Source organism: Moorella naiadis (nom. illeg.), from assembly GCF_051020825.1.
GTDB classification, from domain to species: Bacteria; Bacillota; DSM-521; order Neomoorellales; family Neomoorellaceae; genus Neomoorella; species Neomoorella naiadis.
On the sequence record NZ_JAXGFQ010000012.1, the window covers coordinates 19472 to 44662 of the forward strand.

The window sequence follows — 25191 nt, forward strand, 5'->3', positions numbered from 1 at the left end:
CTATTTCGAAGGAGGCGAGTTTGGTGAAGATCAAGCAGATCTCGGTTTTCCTAGAGAACAAATCGGGCCGGCTGGCGGCCGTCACCCGGCTCCTGGCCGGGCAGGGCATCAACATCCGCGCCGTATCCATCGCCGACACCTCGGACTTTGGCATCCTGCGCCTGATCGTCGATAATCCGGACCGGGCTTACGCCGAATTAAAGGCCGCCAGCTTTACCGTCAGCCTGACGGAAGTCCTGGGGGTCGAGATGCCTGACCGGCCTGGCGGCCTTAGTAGCATCCTGGCTATCCTAGAGGAAAAGGGCATTAACATCGAGTATCTCTACGCCTTTATCGGCAAAGGGGATAACGGTGCCCTGGTCATCTTCCGGGTGGAAGAACTGGATGCTGCCATCGAAGTATTACGCGCCAGGGGGATTAACGTCCTGGATGGGGAAAAAATTTACCGCCTCTAGGCGGGGGTATAATTAAAAGGAGATGACCTACCCATGGCTGCTGCTCCCAAGTGCCGGGAATCCATTCTCACCATCAAACCCTACGTCCCCGGAAAGCCCATTGAAGAGGTCCAGCGGGAGCTAGGGGTAAAGGATGTAATCAAACTGGCCTCCAATGAAAATCCTTTAGGCCCCTCGCCGGACGCTGTCCAAGCCCTGCGGGAAGCCAGTGAGAGGGTTTATCTTTACCCAGACGGTAACTGCTATTATTTAAAAAAAGCCCTGGCAGCCAGGTTGAAAGTCGAACAGGAGAACCTAATTATCGGCAACGGTACTGATGAGATTCTGAAGATGCTGGCTGAGGCCTATATTAACCCGGGCGATGAGATTGTTGTCGCCGACCCGACCTTCTCCGAGTATGAGTTTGCGGCCCAGGTCATGGGTGGACGAGCCATTAAAGTACCCAGCCGCAACTTCCGCCATGACCTGAAGGCTATGGCGGCGGCCATTACGCCCCAGACGCGCCTGGTTTTCATCTGCAATCCTAACAATCCCACGGGGACCATTGTCGGCCAGGCCGCCCTGGACGCTTTCTTAAAGCAGGTCCCGCCAGAGGTCCTGGTCGTCCTGGATGAAGCCTACTCGGATTATGTAACAGCCGAACACTATCCTAACAGCCTGGCCTATGTCCGGGCCGGCCGGGCTAACGTCATTGTCCTCAGGACCTTCTCCAAGATCTACGGCCTGGCCGGTCTGCGGGTGGGCTACGGCGTGGCTGTCACCGAGATTATCCGTGACCTGAACCGGGTACGGGAACCCTTTAATGTCAACCTCCTGGCCCAGACGGCGGCCGTGGCTGCCCTGAAGGACGCGGCTCACGTGGGCAAAAGCCGGGAGGTAAATAGTGAGGGTAAGGACTATCTCTACAGCCAGTTTGAGGCCCTGAATTTAAAGTATATCCCCACTGAAGCCAACTTTATCTTTATTGACATCCGGCGAGACAGCCGGGAGGTCTTCCAGCAGCTATTGCAAAGGGGGGTTATCGTCAGAACGGGGGATATCTTCGGCTACGATACTTTCTTGCGGGTAACTATTGGCACCCGCCGCCAGAATGAGCTTTTTATCCGGGCTCTGCAGGAAGTTTTGGCTTAGACCAAAAAAATTAGTAATATATCCCTCCTTGACAGGATATCTATGATATTAGCATTAGAATCTCCAAAGGAGGGATATCTTTGCGGTGGCGTAAGTATTTAGCGGTTGCTGCAGGTATGCTGCTCATGGTCGCGATGATCAGTGGCTGTGGCCTGACGGACAGGCTGCGGGGCCAGGCCCAGCCCCAGGTCCAGGTCCAGGTTCCTCCCCCAGAGGCCAGTATCCCGGCTCCGGAAGGGCAGCCCCAGGCCGGGGCGCCGGTTAAAACCGCCCAGGTAGTCCTTTACTTCAGTGATCCCAGCGGTAATTACCTGGTACCGGAAAAGCGGAGCATAGCAGCAGTGGAGGGTATCGCCCGGGCGACCATCGACGAGTTAATCAAGGGTCCTGCTCCCGGTTCCCAGTTGCTGCCGACCATCCCCAAAGGGACAGTGTTGAAGGATATCAATATCCGTCCCGACGGCCTGGCCAGGGTGGACTTTAGTAAGGAACTGGTGGCTAACCACAGCGGTGGTTCCCTGGGGGAGAGCCTGACGGTCTATTCCATTGTCAACACGCTGACCCAATTTCCCACCGTTAAGCAGGTCCAATTCCTGGTCGATGGGAAGTATGTTCAGACCATTGCCGGGCATGTCGACGTTTCGGCAGCTATGGGCCGGAACGAGAGCTTGATTAAAAAGTAGAGTACTATCACCCTGCCGGCGAGCTAGTCGAGTAAGGGGTCCAGGGCAGGCAGGTATTAACATATCCAGCAAAAACAGGGTCGCCTGGAGACGGCCCTGTTGTTTTTTCGACAAAAGCTGTCTTGTGGGAAGGAAAGGCTTCACCGGCAGCGAATAGTATAGATGGTATTTAAAAGGTTGAAAGGAGAAAGGAAGGGTGATGGTTAGACACGTAACCAATGGCCGGCGGAGCCTGGCCCTATTTATCGTGGCGCTGGTGTACATAATCGCCATGGGGCTGATGCCCAGGCCGGCCGCGGCCAACCCCGGGGTTAGTCTGGTCCTCAATGGTAGCGGGGTGAACCCTACGGTGCCCGCCTATACTGACACTAACGGTCGTACCATGGTACCGGTGCGCTTTATTATGGAGTATATGGGCGCCCGGGTAGAGTGGCGGGAAGCTGAACAGGGGGTAGTAATCACCCGGGGAGCGACAACTTTAAAGATATGGATCGGCAGCCGCCAGGCTAGAGTTGACGGCCGGGCCCTTAACCTGGACACGGTGCCGGTCCTCCAGGGCGGCACGACCATGGTGCCGGTGCGCTTTATCGTCCAGGCCTTCGGCGGCCGGGTGGCATGGGATGATTCCTCCCAGACAGTCAGCATCTGGCTTGGAGCTGCACCCTCCAGCGGCCAGGTGCGGATCACCGGCAGCTATGTTAACGTCCGTAGTGGACCGGGGACGGGATATGATGTAATCACCGTTATACCCCGGGGTACAATGGCAAAGCTGCTGGCTACTGGTGACGGCTGGTACCAGGTGGAGCTGTCCGGCGGCACGAAAGGCTGGGTTTCTGCCGACTATGCGGAACCGGTCCAGGATAATAACTCGCCGCCGGATACTAATCCGCCTGGTAACAATCCACCGCCAAATGACAACCCGCCGCCTAACACTAACCCGCCGGGGAACGAGCAGCCACCCGGCAGCAACCCACCCGGGAGTGGGCAGCAGCCGCCAGGAGACCCCCTGGGCACGGCTATTGTCGGCAGTAAGCCGGTGGCCATATTAGCTGGTCCCACTTCGGTGGAGCGGCAGGTAGGCACAGCGCCGGCTGGCAGCCGGTTACCTATCTGGCAGCAGCAGGGTAGCTGGTGGCTGGTAGAGCTGGATAACGGCCAGCGCGGCTGGTTGGCCAGTTCTCTGGCAACTTATTCTCCGGAAAAGCCGGCCCAGGGCGGCAGCAGTCCCGGTAACGGCCAGCCAGGGCCTGGAGACGGCAACCAGGGACCGGGCGGCGGGGATAACAACGCCCTGAAGATCACCGGGGTTACAGTTACCCCGGGACCAGACTGGATTGATATCACCGTCCAGAGCAACCGGCCTTTTACCTTTAAAAGCTGCCGCTGGCAAAACCGCTTGATTTTCGATATAGCGGGGGCCACCCTGGCGTTAGCGCCGGGGCAGGAAACGGTGGTAGTAAACCGGCCACCCCTGGCGCAGGTGCGCCTGGGCCAGTATGACGCCGGTACGGCGCGGGTGGTATTCGATCTCAGCGGGGCCGCCAGTTTTACTACCCGGACTCTGGGGTCAGCAGTGGTTTTCCACTTAAAAAAGCTCTCTCTCCGGGGGAGTAAAATCGTCATCGACCCCGGTCATGGCACCGACCCGGCCGGCACTGACCCGGGAGCCATCGGGCCAAGTGGCGTCCAGGAGAAGGATGTCAACCTGGCCATGTCCCGGAAGCTGGCTGACCTCCTGCGGAGCGCCGGCGCCACGGTCTATATGACCCGCGATGGCGAAACCACCCCCTATTCCCTGGCCGGGCGGGCCTATTTTGCTAACGACTTAGGCGCCGACTTGTTTATCTGCATTCACGCCAACGCCTCCTTAAGTGCCAGCGCCGCCGGAACGTCGACCTATTTCTACGCGCCGCCGGACACGGCCCTGGGAGGCCAGCGGGAGGAACGCCAGCGCCTAGCCACCCTGATCCAGAAGGACTTGGTGGCAGCCATCGGCCGCCAGGACCTGGGAGTCAAAGAGGCCAACTTCGCGGTCCTGCGGAATACTGATATGCCTTCGGTGCTGGTGGAGACGGCTTTTATTTCCAATCCTACTGAGGAGCAGCTCCTGAACACCACGAGCTTCCAGGCCCTGGTGGCCCAGGGGATCTTCAACGGGATCAGTGATTATTTTTCCGGACAATAGGACACAAATAAGCCGGGGCGAGGGCCTGTAAATTGCTTGCAGGCCTTTGCCTTCTCTGTTAAAATGGGATGGCAACGGCGACTAAAGGGGAGGGGGAGCCGGTGCTAGTCCTGCTTGGTGGCTACTTATTGATCTTTCTGGCCCGGGTTACCGACGTCAGCATGGCTACCATGCGTATGCTTTTGTTAGTTCGCGGCAAGCGTTTTTATGCCGCGGGCATTGGTCTTTTTGAAGTGACCATCTATGTGGTGGCCTTAAAGTATGTTGTTGATCGTTTGAGTGACCCGGTGAGCATGGCCTTTTATGCCCTGGGATTTACCACCGGCAATATTGTCGGCAGCTTGATTGAAGAAAAGGTGGCCCTGGGACAGCTGACCATGCAGATCATTTCCCTGGCCGCTCCCCTGCAACTGGCCGAGGCTTTACGGGCCGCCGGCTTCGGGGTGACTATAACTGAGGGAACGGGGCGGAATGGTACCCACCCGATTTTGAATCTCAGTTTCCCGCGTCGTCAGTTAAATGAAATCCAGCAGATTATCAATGAATGGGACCCGGCGGCCTTTGTGGCCATCCAGGAATTACGGACTGCCTATGGCGGTTTTTGTCGCTACTGGCGCAAGGGTAAATAGGCATGAAGGTCCGGGTTTTGCGCATATAATATTCAGTACTGGTGTTTTACCAAGAAGCACCTTGATAAGGAGTTGAGGGCGGTGCTTCCCGTCCAACCAGTGGGGATTTTCGATTCCGGCGTCGGCGGTTTGACGGTAGCTCGGGAGATTACCCGCCAGTTACCGGCTGAGACCATAGTTTATTTTGGCGATACGGCTCATGTACCCTACGGGTCGCGAACAGTAGACGAGTTAATCTATTTTGCCGATACGATTGTCGGCTTTTTAATTGCCCAAGGCACCAAGGCCATTGTGGACGCCTGCAATACTACCTCGGCTGTGGCCCTCCCTTACCTGCAAAAAAAGTATGCTATCCCTATCGTCGGCGTCATTACGCCCGGAGTCGTCGCGGCCCTGCAGGCGACGAAAAACGGCCGTATCGGAGTTATCGCCACTGAAGCCACCATCGCCAGCGACGCCCACCGGCAGGCCCTTTTGGCCCGGCAGACAGGGGTACAGGTCTATCCCCGGGCGTGTCCCAGTTTTGTCCCCCTGGTGGAAGCGGGGGAGGTTAGCGGACCCCGGGCGGAAGCGGCGGTTGGCGAGGCCCTGGCGCCTATCCTCCAAGCCGGGATCGATACTTTGATCCTGGGATGTACCCATTACCCCTTCCTGGCACCGGTCATCCAGGCAGTAGCCGGTCCCGGCGTTACCCTCATTGACCCGGCGGCAGCCACAGTTCAGGAATTAAAGGCTGTCCTGGCCAGGAGCGGCGGCCTGCGGGGACCCCATGGTTCCCGGGCCCACAATTTTTATGTCAGTGGTAATCCCCGCTCCTTTAGCGAGGTGGGCATCAAACTGGTTGGCTGGCCGGAACTAGCCGGTACCAGGAAAATGGAGCTGGATTTTAAAGAATATCTGGATGAAGCAGGACTAGGGTATAGGGTAGCCGGCAGCCTCGTTGGGAGCCACCTGGGGCGCAAGGGATGCTTATAGCGGGGTAGTGGGGCAGGCCGGTAAAACGGGTAAATAATCAGGAGGCCTGGGTAATATTGATACGAGCCAATGGGCGTACTCCCCGGGAGATGCGTCCGGTAACTATTGAACGCCATTACCTTAAGTATGCCGAGGGGTCGGCTTTCATTACCGTCGGCGATACGCGGGTACTCTGCAGCGCTACGGTGGAAGACCGGGTACCGCCCTTTTTAAAAAATAGCGGCCGGGGCTGGGTGACGGCGGAATACTCCCTGCTGCCCCGCTCGACCCGGGAACGGACTATCAGGGAGGCCACCAAGGGGCGGCTCAGTGGCCGGACCCAGGAGATCCAGCGGCTCATTGGCCGCGCCCTGCGCAGCGTTGTTAATGTCCACTTCCTGGGGGAAAGGACGATCTGGTTGGATTGCGACGTCCTCCAGGCCGATGGGGGCACTCGGACGGCAGCTATTACCGGTAGCTACATAGCCCTGGCCGAGGCCCTGGCTGGTCTGGTCACGGCTGGAGCCATTCCCCGGTTGCCCCTGCAGGATTTCCTGGCGGCAATCAGTGTGGGTTTGGTGGATGGAGAACTCCTCCTGGACCTGGACTTTCAGGAGGATTCCCATGCCGGGGTGGATATGAACGTCGTCATGACCGGTTCCGGCCAGCTGGTGGAGGTTCAGGGGACGGCGGAGGGCCGGCCCTTCAGCCGGGAACAGCTGGCAGCCATGCTTGACCTGGCAGGGGAGGGAGTCAACACCTTGATTGCTATTCAAAAGCAGGTCCTGGGTGACCTGGCGGACCAAGTGGGGACGGGCCATGATCAATAAACTGGTGATAGCTACTAAAAACGCCGGTAAAGGGGAGGAGTTCCGGGAGCTTTTAGAAGTCCTGGGGGTAGAAATAGAAACCCTGGCGGATTTCCCCGGTTTCAGTTTGCCGCCGGAGACGGGCAGCACCTTTGCCGATAATGCCCTCTTTAAGGCCCGGATGACGGCCAGTCTCACCGGGCTGTCAGCCCTGGGCGACGACTCCGGCCTGGAGGTTGATTATTTGCAGGGCGCCCCGGGTATCTACTCGGCCCGCTTCGCTGGCGAGCCCACCAACGACGGGCGCAATAATGCCAAACTCCTCCGCCTCCTGGAGGGGGTGCCGCGAGAGAAACGGACAGCCCGCTTCCGCTGCGTACTGGCTCTAGTGACCGCTGATGGCGACACTTATCTAGCGGAAGGCACCCTGGAGGGCCTGATTACTACCGAACCCCAGGGCCATCAGGGTTTCGGCTATGACCCCCTGTTTTACCTGCCGGAGTATGGCCAAACCCTGGCTGAGCTGGGGGCGGAGATAAAAAATAAATTGAGCCACCGTGCCCGGGCAGTAAAGAATCTGTGGCCGGTTTTAAGCCGTCTCTGGCCGGCGGAGTGACATTTTGATTGTTATCATTGACGCCAGTGTGTTGCCAGTGACGTCAATGCCGGTATAATTCTTGCCTTGCCAGCGTTGTACCTTGCCAGCCTCCAAACCGGGCACTTTCTCACATCGCGGCTGTATTTATGCCGGTCGGCCTCTAAGATGGTCTTGCCAGGAATGGGACGTTGGATTATAATAAGTACTGCCCTGGATGCAGCAGCTTGCGTGGCTTTTTGATTATTGCTGGTTTGCTTCCCAACCGGCGGCAGATACCCACCGGACGATCCCGTAGCGATGGGTAATTGGTGAACCTTAAAACTTGAAGCCGGTTTGGTATGTGCTAGAGTGGGCCTGAGTAGTAGAATCTGTTTTTGACTTTAAGTTGATTTTGTGATATAATAAAATTTGCTTGCGGGTGTAGCTCAATGGTAGAGCTCCAGCCTTCCAAGCTGGCTACGTGGGTTCGATTCCCATCACCCGCTCCAAGTTCAGGCGCCTGTAGCTCAGCTGGACAGAGCAGCGGCCTTCTAAGCCGCTGGCCGCAGGTTCGAATCCTGCCAGGCGCGCCAGAAAAAGACGTGGTGGGTGTAGCTCAGTTGGTTAGAGCACCAGGTTGTGGCCCTGGGGGTCGTGGGTTCGAGTCCCATCTCCCACCCCATTTTATTTACTTTGGGGCGTAGCCAAGCGGTAAGGCAACGGACTTTGGATCCGTCATTCCGCTGGTTCGAATCCAGCCGCCCCAGCCATATTTGTGAGCCATTAGCTCAGCAGGTAGAGCACCTGACTTTTAATCAGGGTGTCCGGGGTTCGACTCCCCGATGGCTCACCATTTTTTTGCGGGCGTGGCGGAAGGGCAGACGCGCCAGATTTAGGATCTGGTGGCTTGACAGCCGTGGAGGTTCAAGTCCTCTCGCCCGCACCAGTTAAGCCCAAAATCCCGGTTTTTAACCGGGATTTTTTTAGTGCGCCCGGGTATGAACACTGTAGTTCTTTACCTAGACCCTTATACTCGCAAGTAAAGGACGCCGGCAAACTTAATTTAATTTTAAACGTGACTTAATACGTTTATAATGACCACGTGCTATTATAAGACTCGAACAAAGCCCTCTGACCTCCTTTAAAATATATACCCTACCACACCCGGAAGCTTCCGGGACTTTTTTTACAACTACGTTACAGGCGGCCCTGGTGTTCATCCGGATAAAAAGTAAGGGGGGCGACAGGAATATAGCCACCGGTGTAGAATAAATAACCCTTGTGTCAAGGAAAACTTAATTCCTGAGGGATGGGGTTCCCTTTCAATCTGCAGTGTGGCAGTGATGACCCCTACGCCCGGGGGGCAGTTTACTCTGGGGTAGGGGTCTTTTGTTTGCCTGGAAATAGACGGGGGAAAGAAACAACACGGTAGTATGGATGCTACGGGCCACGGTAGGGTTGGCTAATTATCTACTCACAGATAGTGATGACGCAGAAATTGCCAGGTTAGTTCCGGCTATACCGGGTAACAGATGCAGGCAGAGAGTTTTATCGCGATGGGGGCTAATTTGCTATGCTTTACCTTTATTTAGCCGCCGGGGGTTTCGGTGGCGCCGTCGGTCGTTACTTTCTCTCGGGTTGGCTCAACCATCTCTGGCCCGGAGCCTTCCCCCTGGCTACCTGGCTCATCAACCTGGGCGGTTGCCTGGCTATGGGCTTTATCCTGACTTATACCCTAGAACGGCTAGTGATGGGGCCGGAGCTGCGCCTAGGGCTCACCACCGGCATGATTGGCGCCTTTACTACCTTTTCTACCTTCAGCGTTGAGACTGTCCACCTGCTCCAGGCCGGGAAAACCTTTCTAGCCCTTCTCTACCTGTTTACTTCTCTGGTGGGGGGGGTGGCAACTATGCAAATAGGGATCTTTTTGGCACGTCTACCATTGTCATCCTTATTTTCGTTGTTTCCGCTATCTCCCGGAGGATTGCGTAGTATAATAAACAAGAAGGATGAAGGGTAATGACCTTGCTGTATGTCGGTTGCGGCGGGGCGGCCGGGACCCTGGCCCGTTTCCTGATCAGCCGCTGGCTGGGAAACCGTATCGGGGCTACCTGGCCCCTAGGTACCCTGGTAGTAAACTTGAGCGGGGCCTTCCTGCTGGGGCTGCTGCTGGCCCTGCCGGTCGGCAAATTACCCACCGGCGTCACCGTGGGCCTGGGGACGGGGTTTGTAGGGGCCTATACCACCTTTTCCACCTTCACCTATGAGACCCTCACTATGATTGGTGAGGGTGAAGGCGTCCGGGCTCTGGCCTATAGTCTGGGTAGTGTAGCAACGGGTTTGTTTCTGGCCTGGCTGGGCTGGCTGGCGGCTGGGAAATTGGCGTAAAGGCAGTGTTTCTAATTGCCGGGTTGGAGGGATAGAATTGGACAGTACAAAGGCTAAACGGTTGACGGTTTACCTAGGTGAAGGGATGAAGTGGCAGGGCAAGGCCCTCTACCATGCTTTAGTGCTGGAACTAAAAGCCGCCGGTCTGGCCGGGGTGACAGTGAGCCGGGGCATCGAGGGCTATGGTAAGCGCCGGCAGCTATACGCTTCGCGCCTGCTGGAGCTTTCCGCCGACCTGCCGGTAATAGTTGAAGCGGTGGACAGCCCGGAAAAAATAAACGCCGCACTGCCCAGGGTGCAGACTATGGTCCGGCAGGGTTTGATCACCCTGGCTGACGTAGAGATCATTCCTCCGGTTGCAGCGCCAGCTGAACCAAGAAAATAACCGGGCCGAAAACGGCAGAAAACTTGACAGGTACGGGGCTTTCTGTTAAGATATCGCTACGGAAACCGTGCTGGTACGGGCATAACGGGCGGAAGTAGCTCAGTGGTAGAGCATCGCCTTGCCAAGGCGAGGGCCGCGGGTTCAAATCCCGTCTTCCGCTCCATATTTTTTGTAAAGTACCTCGGACTGACACGTCCGAGGTGTTCTTTGTAAGGCTTTTTTTATCTTTTTAGCAGGAAAAGTTTTAGGCACGGCGAAATAAAACCTGAAGGTATTTTTAGGCAAACGGATGGTCATAATGAATGGCGTCCAATAGTCGGGAGTAGGGAGGAGCAAGCAAGTAAATGAAGGCTGCCGTAGAAAAGTTAGAGAATCACCAGGTGGTCCTGGAAGTAGAAGTTGAGGCTTCCAGGGTCGAAAAAGCCCTTAACCAGGCCTATCGCCGTCTTGTTAAAGAGGTAAATATTCCAGGGTTCCGGAAGGGTAAAGCCCCGCGCTTTATCCTGGAACAATTTATCGGTAAGGAGCCCATCTTAAACGAGGCGGCCGAGATCGTCATTCCGCCGGCCTATGAAGAGGCTGTGGCCGAGCACCAGCTCGAGCCCATCGACCGGCCGGAGGTGGAAATAGTCAAGGTAGAAGAGGGCGAACCCCTGGTCTTTAAAGCCCGGGTGGAAGTTAAACCGGAGGTCCAGCTCGGCCCTTACACCGGCCTGGAGGTCGAACGCCCGGAAGTCAAGATCACCGAGGCAGATATCGACGCCTACCTGAAGCGGTTGCAAGAGCGTTACGCTGAACTGGAGGTCGTCGAGGACGGCCCGGCGGTAGCCGGAGATATAGTGACCATCGATTTTAAGGGCACAGTCGATGGCCAGCCCTATCAGGGTCTGGAAGGCAACAACTACCCCCTGGAACTGGGTTCGGGCACCTTTGTTCCCGGGTTTGAGGAGCAGCTAGTCGGTGGACGGGTAGATGAAGAACGCACCGTCACCGTCACCTTTCCCTCCGATTATCATGAGGAGAACCTGGCCGGCAAAGAGGCTGTCTTTCAGGTAACCATCCGGGGTATTAAAAGGAAGAAGCTGGCCCCCATTGATGATGAGTTTGCCAAAGACGTAAGCGAGTGTGAGACCCTGGCGGACCTGCGCCAGGATGTCCGTAAGCGTTTGGAGGAAAGCCAGCAACAACAGATCGGAAACGCCGTCAGGGAGGCGGTAGTGACCAAAGCTGTTGATGCGGCCACTGTGGACCTACCGGAAGTCATGGTCCAGCGGCAGATCGATTCCCGAATTCGTGAACTGGAGCGCAATCTCCAAGCCCGGAAGGTGACCCTGGAGGAGTTCTTAAAAAACACCGATAGGACTATGGATGATTTAAGGAAGGAATTCCGGCCCGGGGCAGAGCGGGACGTTAAGACTGAACTGGTTCTAGAAGCTATTGCTAAAGCCGAAAATATCCAGCCGAGCCAGGAAGAGATTGACGCCGAAATCGAAAGGATGGCTAAGATATTCCGGCAAGATGCCGATGTTGTTCGGAAGAATTTGGGCGACTTGTCCGTCCTGAAATACGATATAATGGTTAAAAAGGCTATTGATTTCTTGGTGGAGCACAGCAAGCCCGTACAGCCCGCGGCAAAGGGTGTGGCAGCGGAAACAGTAGAAGCAGCAAAAGCTACCGAGCCACTGGAGGCAGTCGAGACATCGGCGGCAGCTGAGCCATCAGAGGTAGCAGGAGCTACGACGGCTGAATAGCACTCACGACTGAATTTTAACGTGGAGGTGGGGTTAACAGTGTCAATTCTGGTACCAATGGTAGTAGAGCAGACCAGCAGGGGTGAGCGGGCTTACGATATCTATTCCCGCCTGCTCAAAGACAGGATTATTTTCCTGGGTAGCGCCATCGATGACCATGTAGCCAACCTGGTAATCGCCCAGATGCTTTTCCTGGAGGCTGAGGACCCCGATAAAGATATTCACCTTTATATAAACAGCCCCGGGGGTTCGATTTCGGCGGGGATGGCCATCTTTGATACCATGCAGTATATCCGTCCCGACGTCTCGACTATCTGCGTGGGGTTGGCGGCCAGCATGGGCGCCTTCCTCCTGGCAGCAGGGGCTAAGGGTAAACGTTTTGCCCTGCCTAACAGCGAGATCATGATTCACCAGCCCATGGGCGGCGCCCAGGGCCAGGCGGTAGATATCGAGATCCATGCCCGGCGGATCCTGGCCACCCGGGATAATCTTAATCGCATCCTAAGCGAGATAACCGGTAAACCACTGGAGGAGATCGCCCGGGATACCGATCGCGATCACTTTATGAGTGCCAGGGAGGCCCGGGAATACGGGCTTATTGATGAGGTGATCACCAAGCGCGAGTTGCCCGCTAAATAAGGGACAGCGAGGTGAAGAAAGTGTATAAGTACACTGATGACAAAGGCCAGCTGAAGTGCTCCTTCTGTGGCAAACTTCAGGATCAGGTCAAAAAACTGGTCGCTGGCCCGGGTGTATACATCTGCGATGAGTGCATCGAGCTATGTAATGAGATCATTGAGGAAGAACTGAGCGAGGATCTCAACCTGGAGATGGGCGAACTGCCCAAACCCCGGGAGATTCGGGAGATCCTCGACCAGTACGTCATTAGCCAGGATAAGGCCAAAAAAGCCCTGGCCGTGGCTGTTTACAACCACTACAAGCGCATCAACTTGGGCATGAAGATGGATGACGTCGAGCTCCAGAAGAGCAACATCATCATGATGGGGCCTACCGGCAGCGGTAAGACCTTGTTGGCTCAGACCCTGGCCCGCATCCTCAACGTGCCCTTTGCCATTGCCGACGCCACCTCCCTGACAGAAGCCGGCTATGTCGGCGAGGATGTCGAGAACATCCTGTTAAAGCTGATCCAGGCGGCCGACTACGATGTGGAGAAGGCGGAAAAGGGCATCGTCTATATCGATGAGATCGATAAGATAGCCCGCAAGTCGGAGAACCCGTCCATTACCCGGGACGTCTCCGGCGAAGGGGTACAGCAGGCCCTGTTAAAGATCCTGGAAGGCACCATTGCCAGTGTGCCGCCCCAGGGTGGCCGCAAGCATCCCCATCAGGAGTTTATCCAGCTGGATACCACCAATATTCTCTTTATCTGCGGCGGCGCCTTTGATGGTCTGGATAAGATCATCAAAAACCGGGTCTCCCAAAAAACCATGGGTTTTGGCGCCGAGATCCGGGGTAAGAACGACGTCCAGGTGGGGGATATCCTGAAGCAGGTGCTGCCGGTGGATCTGTTGAAGTACGGCCTCATCCCCGAGTTTGTCGGCCGGATGCCGGTGATTGTCACCCTGGATGCTCTGGATGAAGCGGCTTTGATCCGAGTGCTGACGGAGCCCCGGAACGCCCTGGTGAAGCAGTACCAGAAGCTCTTTGAGATGGACGGGGTGACCCTGGAGTTTAAGGAGGACGCCTTGACGACCATTGCCCGGGAGGCCATCAAACGGGAAACCGGCGCCCGGGGCCTGCGGGCCATCCTGGAGGAGATCATGCTCGACGTCATGTACGAGATACCCTCCCGGAACAACATCTCCAAGTGTATCATTACCAAGGATGTTGTCCTGCGCAAGGAGGAACCCCTCCTGTTGACGGTGGAGCGGAAAAAGAAAAAAGAAGAAACGGCCTGAATGGAGAGGGCGGTGGCTGCAGCCATCGCCCTTTGCATTTTCAGGATTAGCGCCCCTTCGGATAAAAATTTCCTTTCCGGATAAACTTTAGGTGATGGTTTGATACGGAAAGGAGAAGTGCTATGCCGGAATGGGGTCAAGGCCTGGGCGGTGTCCTGGGCTTTATCCAGATATTCTTCGCCGTAGTGATTGGCCTGTATTTTTGGAACCTCCTGCGTAACCAGCAGGGTAGCCGGGTGGCGGTGGAAAAGGAATCCCGCAAAGAACTGGAAAAGCTCCAGCACCTGCGGGAGATATCCCTCTCTGAGCCCCTGGCGGAAAAGACCCGGCCCAGCACCTTTGCCGAGATCATCGGTCAGGAGGAAGGGCTTAAGGCCCTGCGAGCCGCCCTCTGCGGGCCCAACCCCCAGCATGTTATCATCTACGGCCCGCCCGGGGTGGGCAAGACAGCCGCTGCCCGGCTGGTCCTGGAGGAAGCCAAGAAGAATCCCCTATCTCCCTTTAAAGAAACAGCCAAATTCGTTGAAGTCGATGGGGCCACCTCGCGCTTCGATGAGCGGGGCATTGCTGATCCCTTGATCGGCTCGGTACACGACCCTATCTACCAGGGAGCCGGCCCCTTGGGTATGGCGGGTATTCCCCAGCCCAAGCCGGGAGCTGTCACCCGCGCCCACGGGGGTGTCCTCTTTATCGACGAGATCGGCGAACTGCACCCCATCCATATCAACAAACTACTGAAGGTCTTGGAAGACCGCAAGGTTATCCTGGAGAGTGCCTACTACAGCAGCGAGGACACCAATATCCCCAGCCACATCCACGATATCTTCCGCAACGGTTTGCCGGCTGATTTCCGTCTGGTGGGGGCGACTACCCGCTTACCCCAGGAGATTCCGGCGGCCATTCGCTCCCGTTGCCAGGAAATCTACTTTCGCCCCCTGTTGCCCGATGAAATCGCCCTCATCGTCCGCAACGCCGCCCGGAAGATCAATCTGGGCATTGCTGGCGATGCCGTCGAGGTAATCAAGCAGTATGCCACCAACGGCCGCGAAGCAGTAAATATGGTCCAGTTAGCCGCTGGAGTGGCTATGACGGATAAACGCCAGACGATAGACCGCCGGGATATCGAGTGGGTGGTAACCTGCGGCCAGTACACGCCCCGGATGGATAGCAAGGTACCTCCGGAGCCACAGGTGGGCGTAGTGAACGCCCTGGCTGTCTATGGCCCTAACATGGGCCTGGTCGTGGAGCTGGAAGCCAGCGTGAATCTCGTCGGCCGCCGGCGCGGCCAGGTTATCGTCACCGGTGTCGTGGAGGAAGAGGAATCCGGCAGCAGCGACGGCCGACGTATCCGGCGTAAGAGTATGGCCCGCAATGCTGTAGATAACGTCCAGACGGTCCTGCGGCGCCTTCTGCAAGTTGACCTGCGGGATTATGACATCCACCTGAACTTCCCCGGCGGGGTGCCGGTGGACGGCCCCTCAGCGGGGGTCAGCATGCTGACGGCCGTTTATTCCGCCCTTACGGAAACACCGGTCAATAACTTGGTGGCCATGACGGGGGAGGTTTCCATCCAGGGCCGGGTGCGGCCAGTGGGCGGTGTCGTCGCCAAGGTGGAGGCCGCCCGCCTGGCCGGCGCCAGGAAGGTTCTGATCCCTAAGGATAACTGGCAGGAGATCTTTCGCACCCTGGCGGATATCCGGGTTGTCCCGGTGCAGACGGTCAGCGAAGTTCTAGCCGAGGCTTTGCTGCCGCCGGCCCAGGTAACCACCCCGGAGAGGTATAAGGCCCGGCCCCAGGTTTTAAGTGCGGCCCCCAACCTCGGCCGCCCCATGAGCTGTTAGAAAATTGCAGGTGGAGGCAGGGGGCGGCGGGTACAGGCGGAAGGTGACTTAGTTCGCGGCGTAGAGCAAACTCAGCGAAGCCGCACCGAGGCGGCGGTGAACGGGATGGGGATCGTAACGTAAGTGTTTGTGACCGCGGGTGAGGCAGGTTCCCGGAGGGCGCCTTGGCGCCTTAATTCAAAGAGCGGAGCAGGCCGAGGGAACAGCGCGGCCACCTGTTTGAGGCCAGCAGGGCCGAGTTTGGCCGCGCCCGAGGCCTGCGAAGCGAAGTCCTTGTATAATGGCGCAACTAGCGCCCGCAGGGAACCTGCCTCACCCTAGCAGCAAATATCCACTTTTGGTAGAAGTCTATTTTCCGAGGAACATCCGCGAAATAGGGCTAAGCCAGAAGTTGGCCTATTGCAATAACCATCTTCCTGGCGTAGAATATAAAAGAATAATTACCTTTGGAGAGAATGATATATATAGGGAGCACCCTGGAGGTGTAAATTTTGCGTCGAGCCCTGCCCCTCTTGCCCCTGCGCGGGGTTATTGTTTTTCCCTACACGGTTATTCACCTGGATGTAGGGCGGGAACGCTCGGTAAGCGCCATTGAGGCGGCCATGCTTGGGGACCGGTTGATCTTCCTGGCCATGCAGAAAGAAGCCCAGGACGACGATCCCGGCGAAAACGATATCTATACCACCGGCACCATCGCGGAGATTAAACAATTATTGAAATTACCTGGAGGAACCATCAGGATCCTGGTGGAAGGTATCCGCCGGGGTGAGATCCAGCAGTATGTCAGCCATGACCCCTTCCTCAAGGTGGAAGTCGAAGAGGCCCCGGAGCCTACGGCGACTTCCCCCGAGATTGAGGCCCTGATGCGCTGCCTGGTGGACGAGTTTGAAACCTATGTTAAGATGGCCAAAAAAATCCCCCCGGAAACGGTGGTGGCCGTGGTTAGCCTGGAAGAACCCGGCCGCCTGGCCGATGTGGTGGCCTCCCATTTGAACCTCAAGCTGACTGATAAACAGGCCGTCCTGGAGGCTGTAGATATCAAAAGAAGGCTAAATATCCTGTGTGACATCCTGGCTAAGGAAAAGGAGATCCTGGAGCTGGAGCGAAAGATCGGCCTGCGGGTGCGCAAGCAGATGGAGAAGGCCCAGAAGGAATATTACCTGCGCGAGCAGATCAAGGCCATCCAGAAGGAACTGGGCGACAAAGATGATCGGGTGGCCGAGGCCGAAGAACTACGACAGCGCATCGCCAAAGCCAGGTTGCCCAAAGAAGTCCAGGAACGCGCTCTGAAAGAGGTTGAACGGCTGGAAAAAATGCCGCCCATGGTCGCCGAGATAACCGTCGTCCGCACCTACCTGGATTGGCTCCTATCCCTGCCCTGGCACAAGCAGACCCGGGATCGCCTGGATATCAAGGCGGCCGAGGTTATCCTGGATGAGGATCACTACGGCTTAAAAGAGGTCAAGGACCGCATCCTGGAGTACCTGGCCATCCGCCAGCTGGCTAAAAAAATGAAGGGCCCTATCCTTTGTTTCGTCGGCCCCCCCGGTGTCGGTAAGACCTCCCTGGCCAAATCCATTGCCCGGGCCCTGCAGCGCAAGTTTGTGCGTATCTCCCTGGGCGGCACCCGTGATGAAGCCGAAATCCGCGGTCACCGGCGCACCTATGTCGGCGCCCTGCCGGGTCGCATTATCCAGGGTATGAAACAGGTGGGCACAAAGAATCCGGTCTTTTTATTAGATGAGATTGACAAATTGAGCAGCGACTTCCGGGGCGATCCTGCCTCGGCCCTGCTAGAGGTCCTGGACCCGGAACAAAACTATATGTTCAGTGATCACTATATTGAAGCTCCCTTTGATCTCTCCAGGGTAATGTTTATTACTACCGCCAACGTTGAATATTCCATTCCCCGGCCCCTGCTGGACCGGATGGAGGTTATCCGCATCCCCGGCTATACCGAGGAAGAAAAAGTCAAGATTGCCGAGCTGCACCTGCTGTCCAAGCAGCTCCAGGAACACGGCCTCAAGAAGCAGCAACTGGAGGTATCGGAGAACGCCCTGCGGCGGATTGTCCGGGAGTATACCCGGGAGGCCGGCGTCCGCAACCTGGAACGGGAAATCGCCACTATCTGTCGCAAGACGGCCCGGGATATCGTCAGTGGTAAGACGAAGGCTGTCAAAGTGACGGCCAACAATATCGAGCAATACTTGGGCATCCCCCGTTACCACCACACCGAGGCCGTAGGTAATGAAATGGTAGGCGTGGCCAATGGCCTGGCCTGGACGGAGGTCGGCGGCGAGGTCCTGAATGTCGAGGTTTCCATCCTGAAGGGGAAGGGCAACCTCACCCTGACAGGTAAACTAGGGGACGTGATGAAGGAATCCGCCTACGCCGGTTTCAGCTACCTGCGCTCCCGGGCCGCTGAGCTGGGCCTGGAGGATGACTTTCACGAGAAGCATGACCTGCACATCCACGTCCCCGAGGGAGCTATCCCCAAGGACGGACCCTCGGCGGGGATTACCATGGCCACGGCCATGGCCTCGGCCCTGAAGGGGGTACCGGTGCGCAGTGACCTGGCCATGACCGGGGAGATTACCCTCCGGGGACGGGTATTACCGGTAGGAGGCATTAAAGAAAAGATCCTGGCGGCCCACCGGGAAGGAATCAAGACCGTCATCTTGCCCCGGGAGAATGAAAAGAACCTGGAAGACATCCCGGCCAACATCAAACGCAAGATGAAGTTCATCCTGGTCGACCATATGGACGAAGTCCTAAAAGAAGCCATGGTTACCGGCAACCCTGACGGCCGCCAGGAAACCGCTTAGAGCTATATTTTTAGACAGCCCTTGACAGCAAGACCTGGAAATCGGTAAGATAATACCGTACAGCATGGTCAAGGCGGCGCTTAACCCCTCGTCCGTCCGGGCGGACGGGGGTTTTTTGTAATAAGGATGAGGAGGCAGTTTGTGTTGGCTACGCTGGATAAGGTCTATGATCCTGAGGACGTCGAAGAAAAGTGGTACCGTTACTGGACGGAAAAGGGCTACTTCCGGGGTCCCCTGCCGGCAAAGGGCCAGCCGGCCTTTAGTATAGTCATGCCGCCCCCCAACGTTACGGGTAGCTTGCACCTGGGCCATGCCCTGGATAACACCCTGCAGGATATTCTCACCCGCTGGCACCGGATGCGCGGCGACGCCACCCTGTGGGTGCCGGGCACCGACCACGCCGGCATAGCTACCCAGGCAAGGGTAGAAGAAGAACTGGCTAAAGAAGGCTTAAGTAAGTATGACCTGGGCCGGGAGCGATTCCTGGAGCGAGTCTGGGATTGGAAGCACCAGTACGGTAACCGCATTACCAGCCAACTGCGACTCCTGGGCTCTTCCTGCGACTGGAGCCGGGAGCGCTTTACCATGGACGAGGGTTGTTCCCGGGCGGTGCGCGAGGTTTTTGTCCGTCTCTATGAAAAGGGCCTTATTTACCGGGGCAGCTACATCATCAACTGGTGTCCCCGCTGCCGGACCACCATCTCCGATATCGAAGTCGAACATGAGGAGGAGACCGGCCACCTCTGGTATATCCGTTATCCCTTTAAAGACGGCAGCGGTGGCATAACCATCGCCACCACCAGACCCGAGACCATGCTGGGAGATACAGCCGTAGCCGTCAACCCTGCCGATGACCGCTACCGGGAGGTCGTTGGTAAAACCCTGGTCCTGCCCCTGGTCAACCGGGAGATCCCCGTCATTGCCGACGAGTATGTGGATCCTACCTTTGGTACTGGGGCGGTGAAGATTACCCCGGCCCACGACCCCCATGACTTTGAGGTTGCTACCCGCCATAACCTGCCGTCGATTACCGTTATTAGTAAAGAGGCGGTGATGACAGAGGAAGCCGGGCTATATGCCGGCATGGAGCGCTATGCCTGCCGCGGCCAGCTGGTGGACGACCTGCAGGCAGCTGGTTTCCTGGTTAAGGTGGAAGAACATACCCATGCCGTGGGCCACTGCTACCGCTGCGGGACGACCATTGAGCCCCTGGTTTCACCCCAGTGGTTTGTCCGCATGGCTCCCCTGGCCGCCCCGGCCATCCAGGCGGCCAAAGAGGGCCGGGTGCGTTTCGTTCCCGAGCGTTTTACTAGGATCTATCTTAACTGGCTGGAGAATATCCGTGACTGGTGTATCTCCCGCCAGCTGTGGTGGGGCCACCGCATTCCTGTCTGGTACTGCCAGCAGTGCGGCGAGGAGATCTGCACCCGGGAGGATCCGGTGGAATGCCCGGCCTGCGGCAGCACGGCTCTGGAGCAGGATCCTGACGTCCTGGATACCTGGTTCAGTTCCGCCCTCTGGCCCTTCTCCACCCTGGGCTGGCCGGAAAAGACGCCGGAACTGGCGGCCTTTTACCCCACTTCGGTGCTGGTGACTGGCCGCGATATCATCTTCTTCTGGGTGGCCCGCATGCTCTTCATGGGTCTGGAGTTCATGGGTGACGTACCCTTCCGGGAGGTCCTCATCCACGGCCTCATCCTGGACGCCCAGGGGCGCAAGATGAGCAAATCCCTGGGTAACGGCATTGATCCCATGGAGGTCATCAAGGATTACGGCGCTGACACCCTGCGCCTGATGCTGGTCACCGGCAATACGCCGGGGAACGACTTGCGCTTCCATCCCGAGCGCCTGGAAGGCACCCGGAACTTTGCCAATAAGATCTGGAATGCCGCCCGCTTTGCCCTGATGAACCTGGAGGACTACCAACCGGCGCCCCTCCGGCCGGCGGACTTCACCCTGGCCGATGGCTGGATCCTTACCCGTTTAAACCAGCTGATCCGGGAGGTCAATACCGGCCTGGAAGCCTACGAAATCGGCGAGGTGGCTCGGCTCCTCTACGAGTTTTTCTGGGGCGAGTTGTGCGACTGGTATATTGAACTCATCAAGCCGCGCCTCTATGGCCAGGACTGCAGTGAACGGCAGGTGGCCCAGGGGGTGCTGGTGACGGTCCTGGGCCGCAGCCTCCAACTGCTGCACCCCTTTATGCCCTTTATCACCGAGGAGATGTGGCAGCACCTGCCCGGGGAGCGGGAGAGTATTATGATCAGTTCCTGGCCCCGGCCCGTACCGGAGTATGATGATGCCGCTGCCAGGGAGAAAATGGAACTCGTCATGGCTGTCATCCGGGCGGTACGTACCCTACGCAGCGAGATGAACGTCCCCCCCGGCCGGAAGGCGGAGGTCATCCTGGTGGCGGCCGACCCGGCAGATAGGGAGATCCTGCGGCAGGGCACCGGTTACCTGGCCAACCTGGCCGCCGCCGGCCAGGTGCAGGTAGTAGCCGCCCTGGCCCAGCCCCCTTCCGGGGCGGCGACGGCCATTACCGCCGGGGTGCAGGTCTATTTACCCCTGGCCGGCCTCATTGACCTGGAAAAGGAACAGGCCCGCCTGGAAAAGGAACTCCAGCACGTGCGGGCCGACCTGGAGCAGGTGGAGAAAAAGCTGGCCCGGGCCGACTTCCGGACCAAGGCGCCGGCAGCCATCGTCGCCAAAGAAGAGGCTAAAGCAGCAGAATTAAAGGCCACTATGGCGGCTCTAAGCCAGCGCTTGAGCTACCTCAAGAGTTAGAAGTCCCTCACGAACTGATGCCTCGCCAGCGATTACGAAAATGCAGGTTGAGTTAAGGGGCTGGTGGGTACAAGCAGAGGGCGACTTGGTTTGAAACGTAAAACTTTGCGCGAAGCCGATAGCCTCGGCGGCGGTGAACGGGATGGGGATCGTAACGTAGTGTTTGTGACAGAGGGTGAGGCAGGTTCCCGGAGGCGCCTTTGCGCCTTAAGTATCAAGAGCGGAGCAGGCCGAGGAAACAGCGCGGCCACCTATTTGCGGCCCGCAGGGTCGAGTTTGGCCGCGCCCGGGGCTGGCGAAGCGAAGTCCTTGTATAAGGGCGCAACCAGCGCCTGGAGGGAACCTGCCTCACCCCCAGAAGTAGCTATATCCCAACAAAAGACACCATTTTTGGTAGAAGTCTATATTCGGAGGAAAAACGGGTGAACTACCGGGAATCCCTTGAGTTTTTACGGCAACTAACCAAATTCGGCTTTAACCTGGGCCTGGGGCGGATCCAGGAACTCATGCGCCGCTCCGGTTCACCCCAGAAATGCCTGCGCTTTATCCATATCGGCGGCACCAACGGCAAGGGTTCGGTAGCGGCCATGGTGGCCAGTATCCTGCAGGCCGCCGGCTATCGGGTGGGGCTCTTTACCTCGCCCCACCTCCATTCCTATACCGAACGCATCCGCATTAACGGCCAGAACATCCCCGAAGAGGACCTGGCGGCCCTCCTTACCTGGTTCAAGCCCCTGCTGACATCTATGGTAGCCGAGGGCTACGAGCACCCGACGGAGTTTGAGGTCGGCACTGCCGTAGCCCTGAAGTATTTTGCCGACGAAGGGGTAGACCTGGTAGTCCTGGAAGTCGGCCTGGGGGGAGCCATCGATTCCACCAATGTCATCCCCATATCCCTGGTGAGCGTGATTACCAACGTCGGTATGGATCACATGCAGTATTTAGGGAATACTATAGCCGAAATCGCCGCCGTCAAGGCCGGTATTATCAAAGATCAGGGGATCGTGGTGACGGCCTCCCGGCGACCGGTGGCCCTGGAGGTTATCGGCCGTACCTGCCGGGAAAAGGAGGCCATCCTCTATCAGGTCGGCCGGGATGTCACCTGGCGGGAGCGCCGGGTATCTCTGGCCGGGGGCGAGTTTGACTGCCGGGGCCTGCTGGCTGAGTATACGGACCTCAGGGTACCCCTCCTGGGGCGGCACCAGCTAGAGAATGCCGCTACGGCGGTGGCTACCGTCGAGGCCGCCGTCCGCCACCATGGCCTGCAGGTGAGCCCCGATCACCTGCGCCGGGGGCTGGCCGCCGCCTCCTGGCCGGCGCGCCTGGAGATCATGTCCCGCGAGCCTATGATTATTATTGACGGGGCCCATAACTATGACGGGGCCGTCTGCCTGCGCCGGGCACTGGAAGAGCTCTTTCACTATCAACGCCTGATCCTGGTCCTAGGGATGCTGGCGGATAAAGAGCGGGAGCGGGTGGTGGCCGAGCTGGCCCCCTTGGCCGCAGCCGTAGTGGTTACCCGGCCCAATAATCCCCGGGCCGGGAACTGGCAGTCCCTGGCCGATAGTATCGGGAACTACGTCGGGGCAGTCGAGGTTATCGAGGCTATCCCTGCGGCCATTAAAAGGGCCCTGACCCTTGCCGGGACGTCCGACCTGATCTGCATTACCGGTTCTTTGTACATGGTAGCAGACGCCAGGGAATGGCTGAAGAGCTTGCAAAAGGAGGAATTTCCGGGGCGGTAGCGAATATGTCTTGTGAAAGAAGTATTGAGTTATAAGGGGGCAGACCAGGTGAAAACCTTAAAGATTCCCGAGGCGACTATTACCCGGTTGTCGGTTTATTCCCGCTACCTGGCCCAGGTGGACCGCCGCGGTGTGGCCACCATCTCCTCGGGTGAAATCGCCGAGGGGGTCGGCGTCAGCCCGGCCCAGGTCCGTAAGGACCTAGCCTACTTTGGCGAATTCGGCACTCGGGGTGTAGGTTATAACGTTAAGGACCTCTACTGGCATATTATTAAGATCCTTGGTCTCAATACTACCTGGTCGGTGGTCATCATCGGCGCCGGTAATCTGGGTACAGCCCTTTCCATGTACGGCGGGTTTCGCGAGCGGGGATTTAAAATAGTAGGTATCTTTGACAACGCCCCCCATAAGATCGGCTACCGCTTGAATGGGGTCGAGGTCTATCCCATGGAGCGCCTGCAGGAAATAATTGAGTGGGAAAAAGCGCAGATCGCTATTATTACCGTCCCGGCGGAACACGCCCAGGAGGTCGCCGACCTGCTGGCCGGTACTAGTATCCAGGGTGTCCTGAACTTCGCCCCGCGGGTGTTGAACCTCCCAGAACAAATTGAGCTCCGGAACGTCGATCTCTCAGTAAATCTAGAGATACTAACCTTTAATCTGGCCTTTCGCCGGGCCATGAAGGCCGGCAGATGAGCAATTTGATTCTGGCTTCAGCTTCGCCGCGGCGGCAGGAGCTCCTGGGCCGGATCGGTTTAAAGTTTGACGTCCGGCCCAGCCGGATTAATGAGGAACGTTACCGGGACTTACCACCCGGGACCAGGGTGGAAGCCCTGGCCCTGGCCAAGGCCCGGGCCGCGGCTGCTGAAGTGATGGCGCCCAGCTTAAAGACTGCCGGCGGCCAGGTTAAGACCCGGGCGGTGCCGGATACACCGATCGGCACCTTGATCCTGGGGGCCGATACCCTGGTGGTCTGCCAGGGCCAGGTCCTGGGAAAACCGGCTTCGCCGGCGGATGCCGCAGCTATGCTAACCTTTTTAAGTGGCCGCCGCCATAACGTCTATACCGGCGTGGCGGTTGTCCGCGTCCCTGGGGAAGAGGCGCGGGTGACCCATGCCCGGACGGCAGTCACCTTTCGCCGCCTGACCCCGGACCAGATTGCCGCCTATGTAGCTACCGGGGAACCCCTGGATAAAGCCGGCGCTTATGGCATCCAGGGCCGCGGCGCCCTGCTGGTGGCAGGGATCCAGGGTGACTATTTCAATGTCGTCGGCCTGCCCCTGGTCAAGGTGGAAGAGCTGCTGGCTGCATTCGGAGTGGATGTTTGGGGGAGATTATAGATGACTGGAGAACCGGGGGTCACCATCAAAGAATTACCTGCCGAACTACGGCCCCGGGAGAGGCTTTTAACTGCCGGGGTCCAGGCCCTGTCTAATGCCGAACTCCTGGCCATCCTCCTGCGGACCGGGACCAGGACCGAATCGGCCTTGGATGTTGCCCGTCGCCTCCTTTCCGGGCCCGAGGGCCTGCAGTACCTGGCTGGGGCTACCCTGGAAGAGCTGCAGGAGCAAAAAGGGATCGGCCTAGCCAAGGCGGCGGAACTGAAAGCCGCCCTGGAACTGGGCCGGCGCCTAGCTGCCTTCAACCTGGCACGCACGGTGATCCGCAATCCTCAGGATGTCGCCGGGCTCCTCCTGGAGGAGATGCGCTACCTGGACCGGGAGAATTTCCGCACCGTTTCTTTGAATACCAAAAACCAGGTCCTAGGGATTGATAACGTCTCGGTGGGGAGCCTGAACTCCTCCCTGGCCCATCCCCGGGAGGTTTTTAAGGATCCCATCCGGCGCAGCGCGGCGGCCGTTATCCTGGCCCATAACCACCCCAGCGGCGACGCCACCCCCAGCCAGGAAGATATCAACGTCACCCGGCGCCTGGTTGAGGCCGGGCGGATCCTGGGGATTGAAGTCCTGGATCATTTAATTATCGGCGACGGACGCTTTACCAGCCTGAAGGAACGAAATTTACTTTAATGTATAGCTGCCCTGCTTCGACATTTTTTTATTTAATCTACAGGTAAACATAACCTCTTGCCCTGCAGTTAACCCTATACTATAATGGGCACGAGTT

General features: G+C 57.7%; 21 protein-coding genes and 7 tRNA genes. All 28 read left to right on the top strand.

Annotation, left to right across the window (positions count from 1 at the left end; genetic code table 11):
- Window positions 1-23 precede the first annotated feature (23 nt).
- The 28 genes from SDD30_RS09295 (at window position 24) to radC (ending at window position 25094) form a co-directional block, all read left to right on the top strand.
- The gene (locus SDD30_RS09295) at window positions 24-455 is read left to right on the top strand and encodes an ACT domain-containing protein (RefSeq protein ID WP_434074646.1); all 432 of its coding nucleotides are present in this window, start codon (window positions 24-26) and stop codon (window positions 453-455) included.
- A 33-nt stretch (window positions 456-488) separates the two neighbouring features.
- Window positions 489-1586, top strand: coding sequence for a histidinol-phosphate transaminase (hisC, locus tag SDD30_RS09300; RefSeq protein ID WP_434074647.1), 1098 nt, complete (start codon window positions 489-491; stop codon window positions 1584-1586).
- Window positions 1587-1666: 80 nt separating this feature from the next.
- Window positions 1667-2269, top strand: a complete 603-nt coding sequence (locus tag SDD30_RS09305) for a GerMN domain-containing protein (protein WP_434074648.1) — start codon at window positions 1667-1669, stop codon at window positions 2267-2269.
- Window positions 2270-2468: 199 nt separating this feature from the next.
- Entirely contained in the window at window positions 2469-4454 is a 1986-nt protein-coding gene (locus SDD30_RS09310; protein WP_434074713.1) for an N-acetylmuramoyl-L-alanine amidase, read from the top strand.
- Window positions 4455-4555: 101 nt separating this feature from the next.
- A complete protein-coding gene (locus SDD30_RS09315) occupies window positions 4556-5083 on the top strand; it encodes a DUF2179 domain-containing protein (protein WP_434074649.1) in 528 nt (175 codons plus the stop codon).
- An 81-nt stretch (window positions 5084-5164) separates the two neighbouring features.
- On the top strand, window positions 5165-6058 hold the full coding sequence (gene murI / locus SDD30_RS09320) for a glutamate racemase (RefSeq protein ID WP_434074650.1): 894 nt from the start codon (window positions 5165-5167) through the stop codon (window positions 6056-6058).
- 56 nt (window positions 6059-6114) lie between these two features.
- The gene (gene rph / locus SDD30_RS09325) at window positions 6115-6867 is read left to right on the top strand and encodes a ribonuclease PH (protein WP_434074651.1); all 753 of its coding nucleotides are present in this window, start codon (window positions 6115-6117) and stop codon (window positions 6865-6867) included.
- Window positions 6857-7462, top strand: a complete 606-nt coding sequence (locus tag SDD30_RS09330; protein WP_434074714.1) for an XTP/dITP diphosphatase — start codon at window positions 6857-6859, stop codon at window positions 7460-7462. The genes rph and SDD30_RS09330 overlap by 11 nt, the downstream gene beginning before the upstream one ends.
- A 396-nt stretch (window positions 7463-7858) precedes the next feature.
- Window positions 7859-7932, top strand: a tRNA-Gly gene (locus tag SDD30_RS09335).
- Window positions 7933-7939: 7 nt separating this feature from the next.
- Window positions 7940-8016, top strand: a tRNA-Arg gene (locus SDD30_RS09340).
- A gap of 12 nt (window positions 8017-8028) precedes the next feature.
- Window positions 8029-8105 (top strand) — tRNA-His (locus SDD30_RS09345).
- A gap of 12 nt (window positions 8106-8117) precedes the next feature.
- Window positions 8118-8193 (top strand) — tRNA-Gln (locus SDD30_RS09350).
- A 7-nt stretch (window positions 8194-8200) separates the two neighbouring features.
- Window positions 8201-8276: transfer RNA gene (locus tag SDD30_RS09355), tRNA-Lys, on the top strand.
- 7 nt (window positions 8277-8283) lie between these two features.
- A tRNA-Leu gene (locus SDD30_RS09360) sits at window positions 8284-8369 on the top strand.
- A 627-nt stretch (window positions 8370-8996) separates the two neighbouring features.
- Window positions 8997-9443 (top strand): fluoride efflux transporter CrcB, encoded by a 447-nt coding sequence (gene crcB / locus SDD30_RS09365; protein WP_434074652.1) that lies wholly within the window; start codon window positions 8997-8999, stop codon window positions 9441-9443.
- Entirely contained in the window at window positions 9443-9811 is a 369-nt protein-coding gene (gene crcB / locus SDD30_RS09370; protein WP_434074653.1) for a fluoride efflux transporter CrcB, read from the top strand. Before crcB (SDD30_RS09365) ends, crcB (SDD30_RS09370) begins: the two co-directional genes overlap by 1 nt.
- A gap of 37 nt (window positions 9812-9848) precedes the next feature.
- A complete protein-coding gene (locus SDD30_RS09375; protein WP_434074654.1) occupies window positions 9849-10196 on the top strand; it encodes a DUF190 domain-containing protein in 348 nt (115 codons plus the stop codon).
- An 88-nt stretch (window positions 10197-10284) separates the two neighbouring features.
- Window positions 10285-10359, top strand: a tRNA-Gly gene (locus SDD30_RS09380).
- A 181-nt stretch (window positions 10360-10540) separates the two neighbouring features.
- On the top strand, window positions 10541-11947 hold the full coding sequence (gene tig, locus SDD30_RS09385; protein WP_434074655.1) for a trigger factor: 1407 nt from the start codon (window positions 10541-10543) through the stop codon (window positions 11945-11947).
- 39 nt (window positions 11948-11986) lie between these two features.
- A complete protein-coding gene (gene clpP, locus SDD30_RS09390; RefSeq protein WP_434074656.1) occupies window positions 11987-12586 on the top strand; it encodes an ATP-dependent Clp endopeptidase proteolytic subunit ClpP in 600 nt (199 codons plus the stop codon).
- Between the two features lie 20 nt (window positions 12587-12606).
- Window positions 12607-13866 (top strand): ATP-dependent Clp protease ATP-binding subunit ClpX, encoded by a 1260-nt coding sequence (clpX, locus tag SDD30_RS09395; RefSeq protein WP_434074657.1) that lies wholly within the window; start codon window positions 12607-12609, stop codon window positions 13864-13866.
- A 122-nt stretch (window positions 13867-13988) separates the two neighbouring features.
- Window positions 13989-15707: an ATP-dependent protease LonB gene (lonB, locus tag SDD30_RS09400; protein ID WP_434074658.1), complete on the top strand. Its 1719-nt coding sequence runs from the start codon at window positions 13989-13991 to the stop codon at window positions 15705-15707.
- Window positions 15708-16198: 491 nt separating this feature from the next.
- Window positions 16199-18532 (top strand): endopeptidase La, encoded by a 2334-nt coding sequence (gene lon, locus SDD30_RS09405; protein ID WP_434074659.1) that lies wholly within the window; start codon window positions 16199-16201, stop codon window positions 18530-18532.
- A 126-nt stretch (window positions 18533-18658) separates the two neighbouring features.
- The gene (locus SDD30_RS09410; protein WP_434074660.1) at window positions 18659-21319 is read left to right on the top strand and encodes a valine--tRNA ligase; all 2661 of its coding nucleotides are present in this window, start codon (window positions 18659-18661) and stop codon (window positions 21317-21319) included.
- 422 nt (window positions 21320-21741) lie between these two features.
- The gene (locus tag SDD30_RS09415; RefSeq protein ID WP_434074661.1) at window positions 21742-23064 is read left to right on the top strand and encodes a bifunctional folylpolyglutamate synthase/dihydrofolate synthase; all 1323 of its coding nucleotides are present in this window, start codon (window positions 21742-21744) and stop codon (window positions 23062-23064) included.
- A 48-nt stretch (window positions 23065-23112) separates the two neighbouring features.
- Window positions 23113-23760, top strand: coding sequence for a redox-sensing transcriptional repressor Rex (locus SDD30_RS09420; protein WP_434074662.1), 648 nt, complete (start codon window positions 23113-23115; stop codon window positions 23758-23760).
- Window positions 23757-24404, top strand: a complete 648-nt coding sequence (locus SDD30_RS09425; RefSeq protein WP_434074663.1) for a Maf family protein — start codon at window positions 23757-23759, stop codon at window positions 24402-24404. Before SDD30_RS09420 ends, SDD30_RS09425 begins: the two co-directional genes overlap by 4 nt.
- Window positions 24405-25094: a RadC family protein gene (gene radC, locus SDD30_RS09430; protein WP_434074664.1), complete on the top strand. Its 690-nt coding sequence runs from the start codon at window positions 24405-24407 to the stop codon at window positions 25092-25094. It begins immediately after the preceding gene.
- Window positions 25095-25191 lie beyond the last annotated feature (97 nt).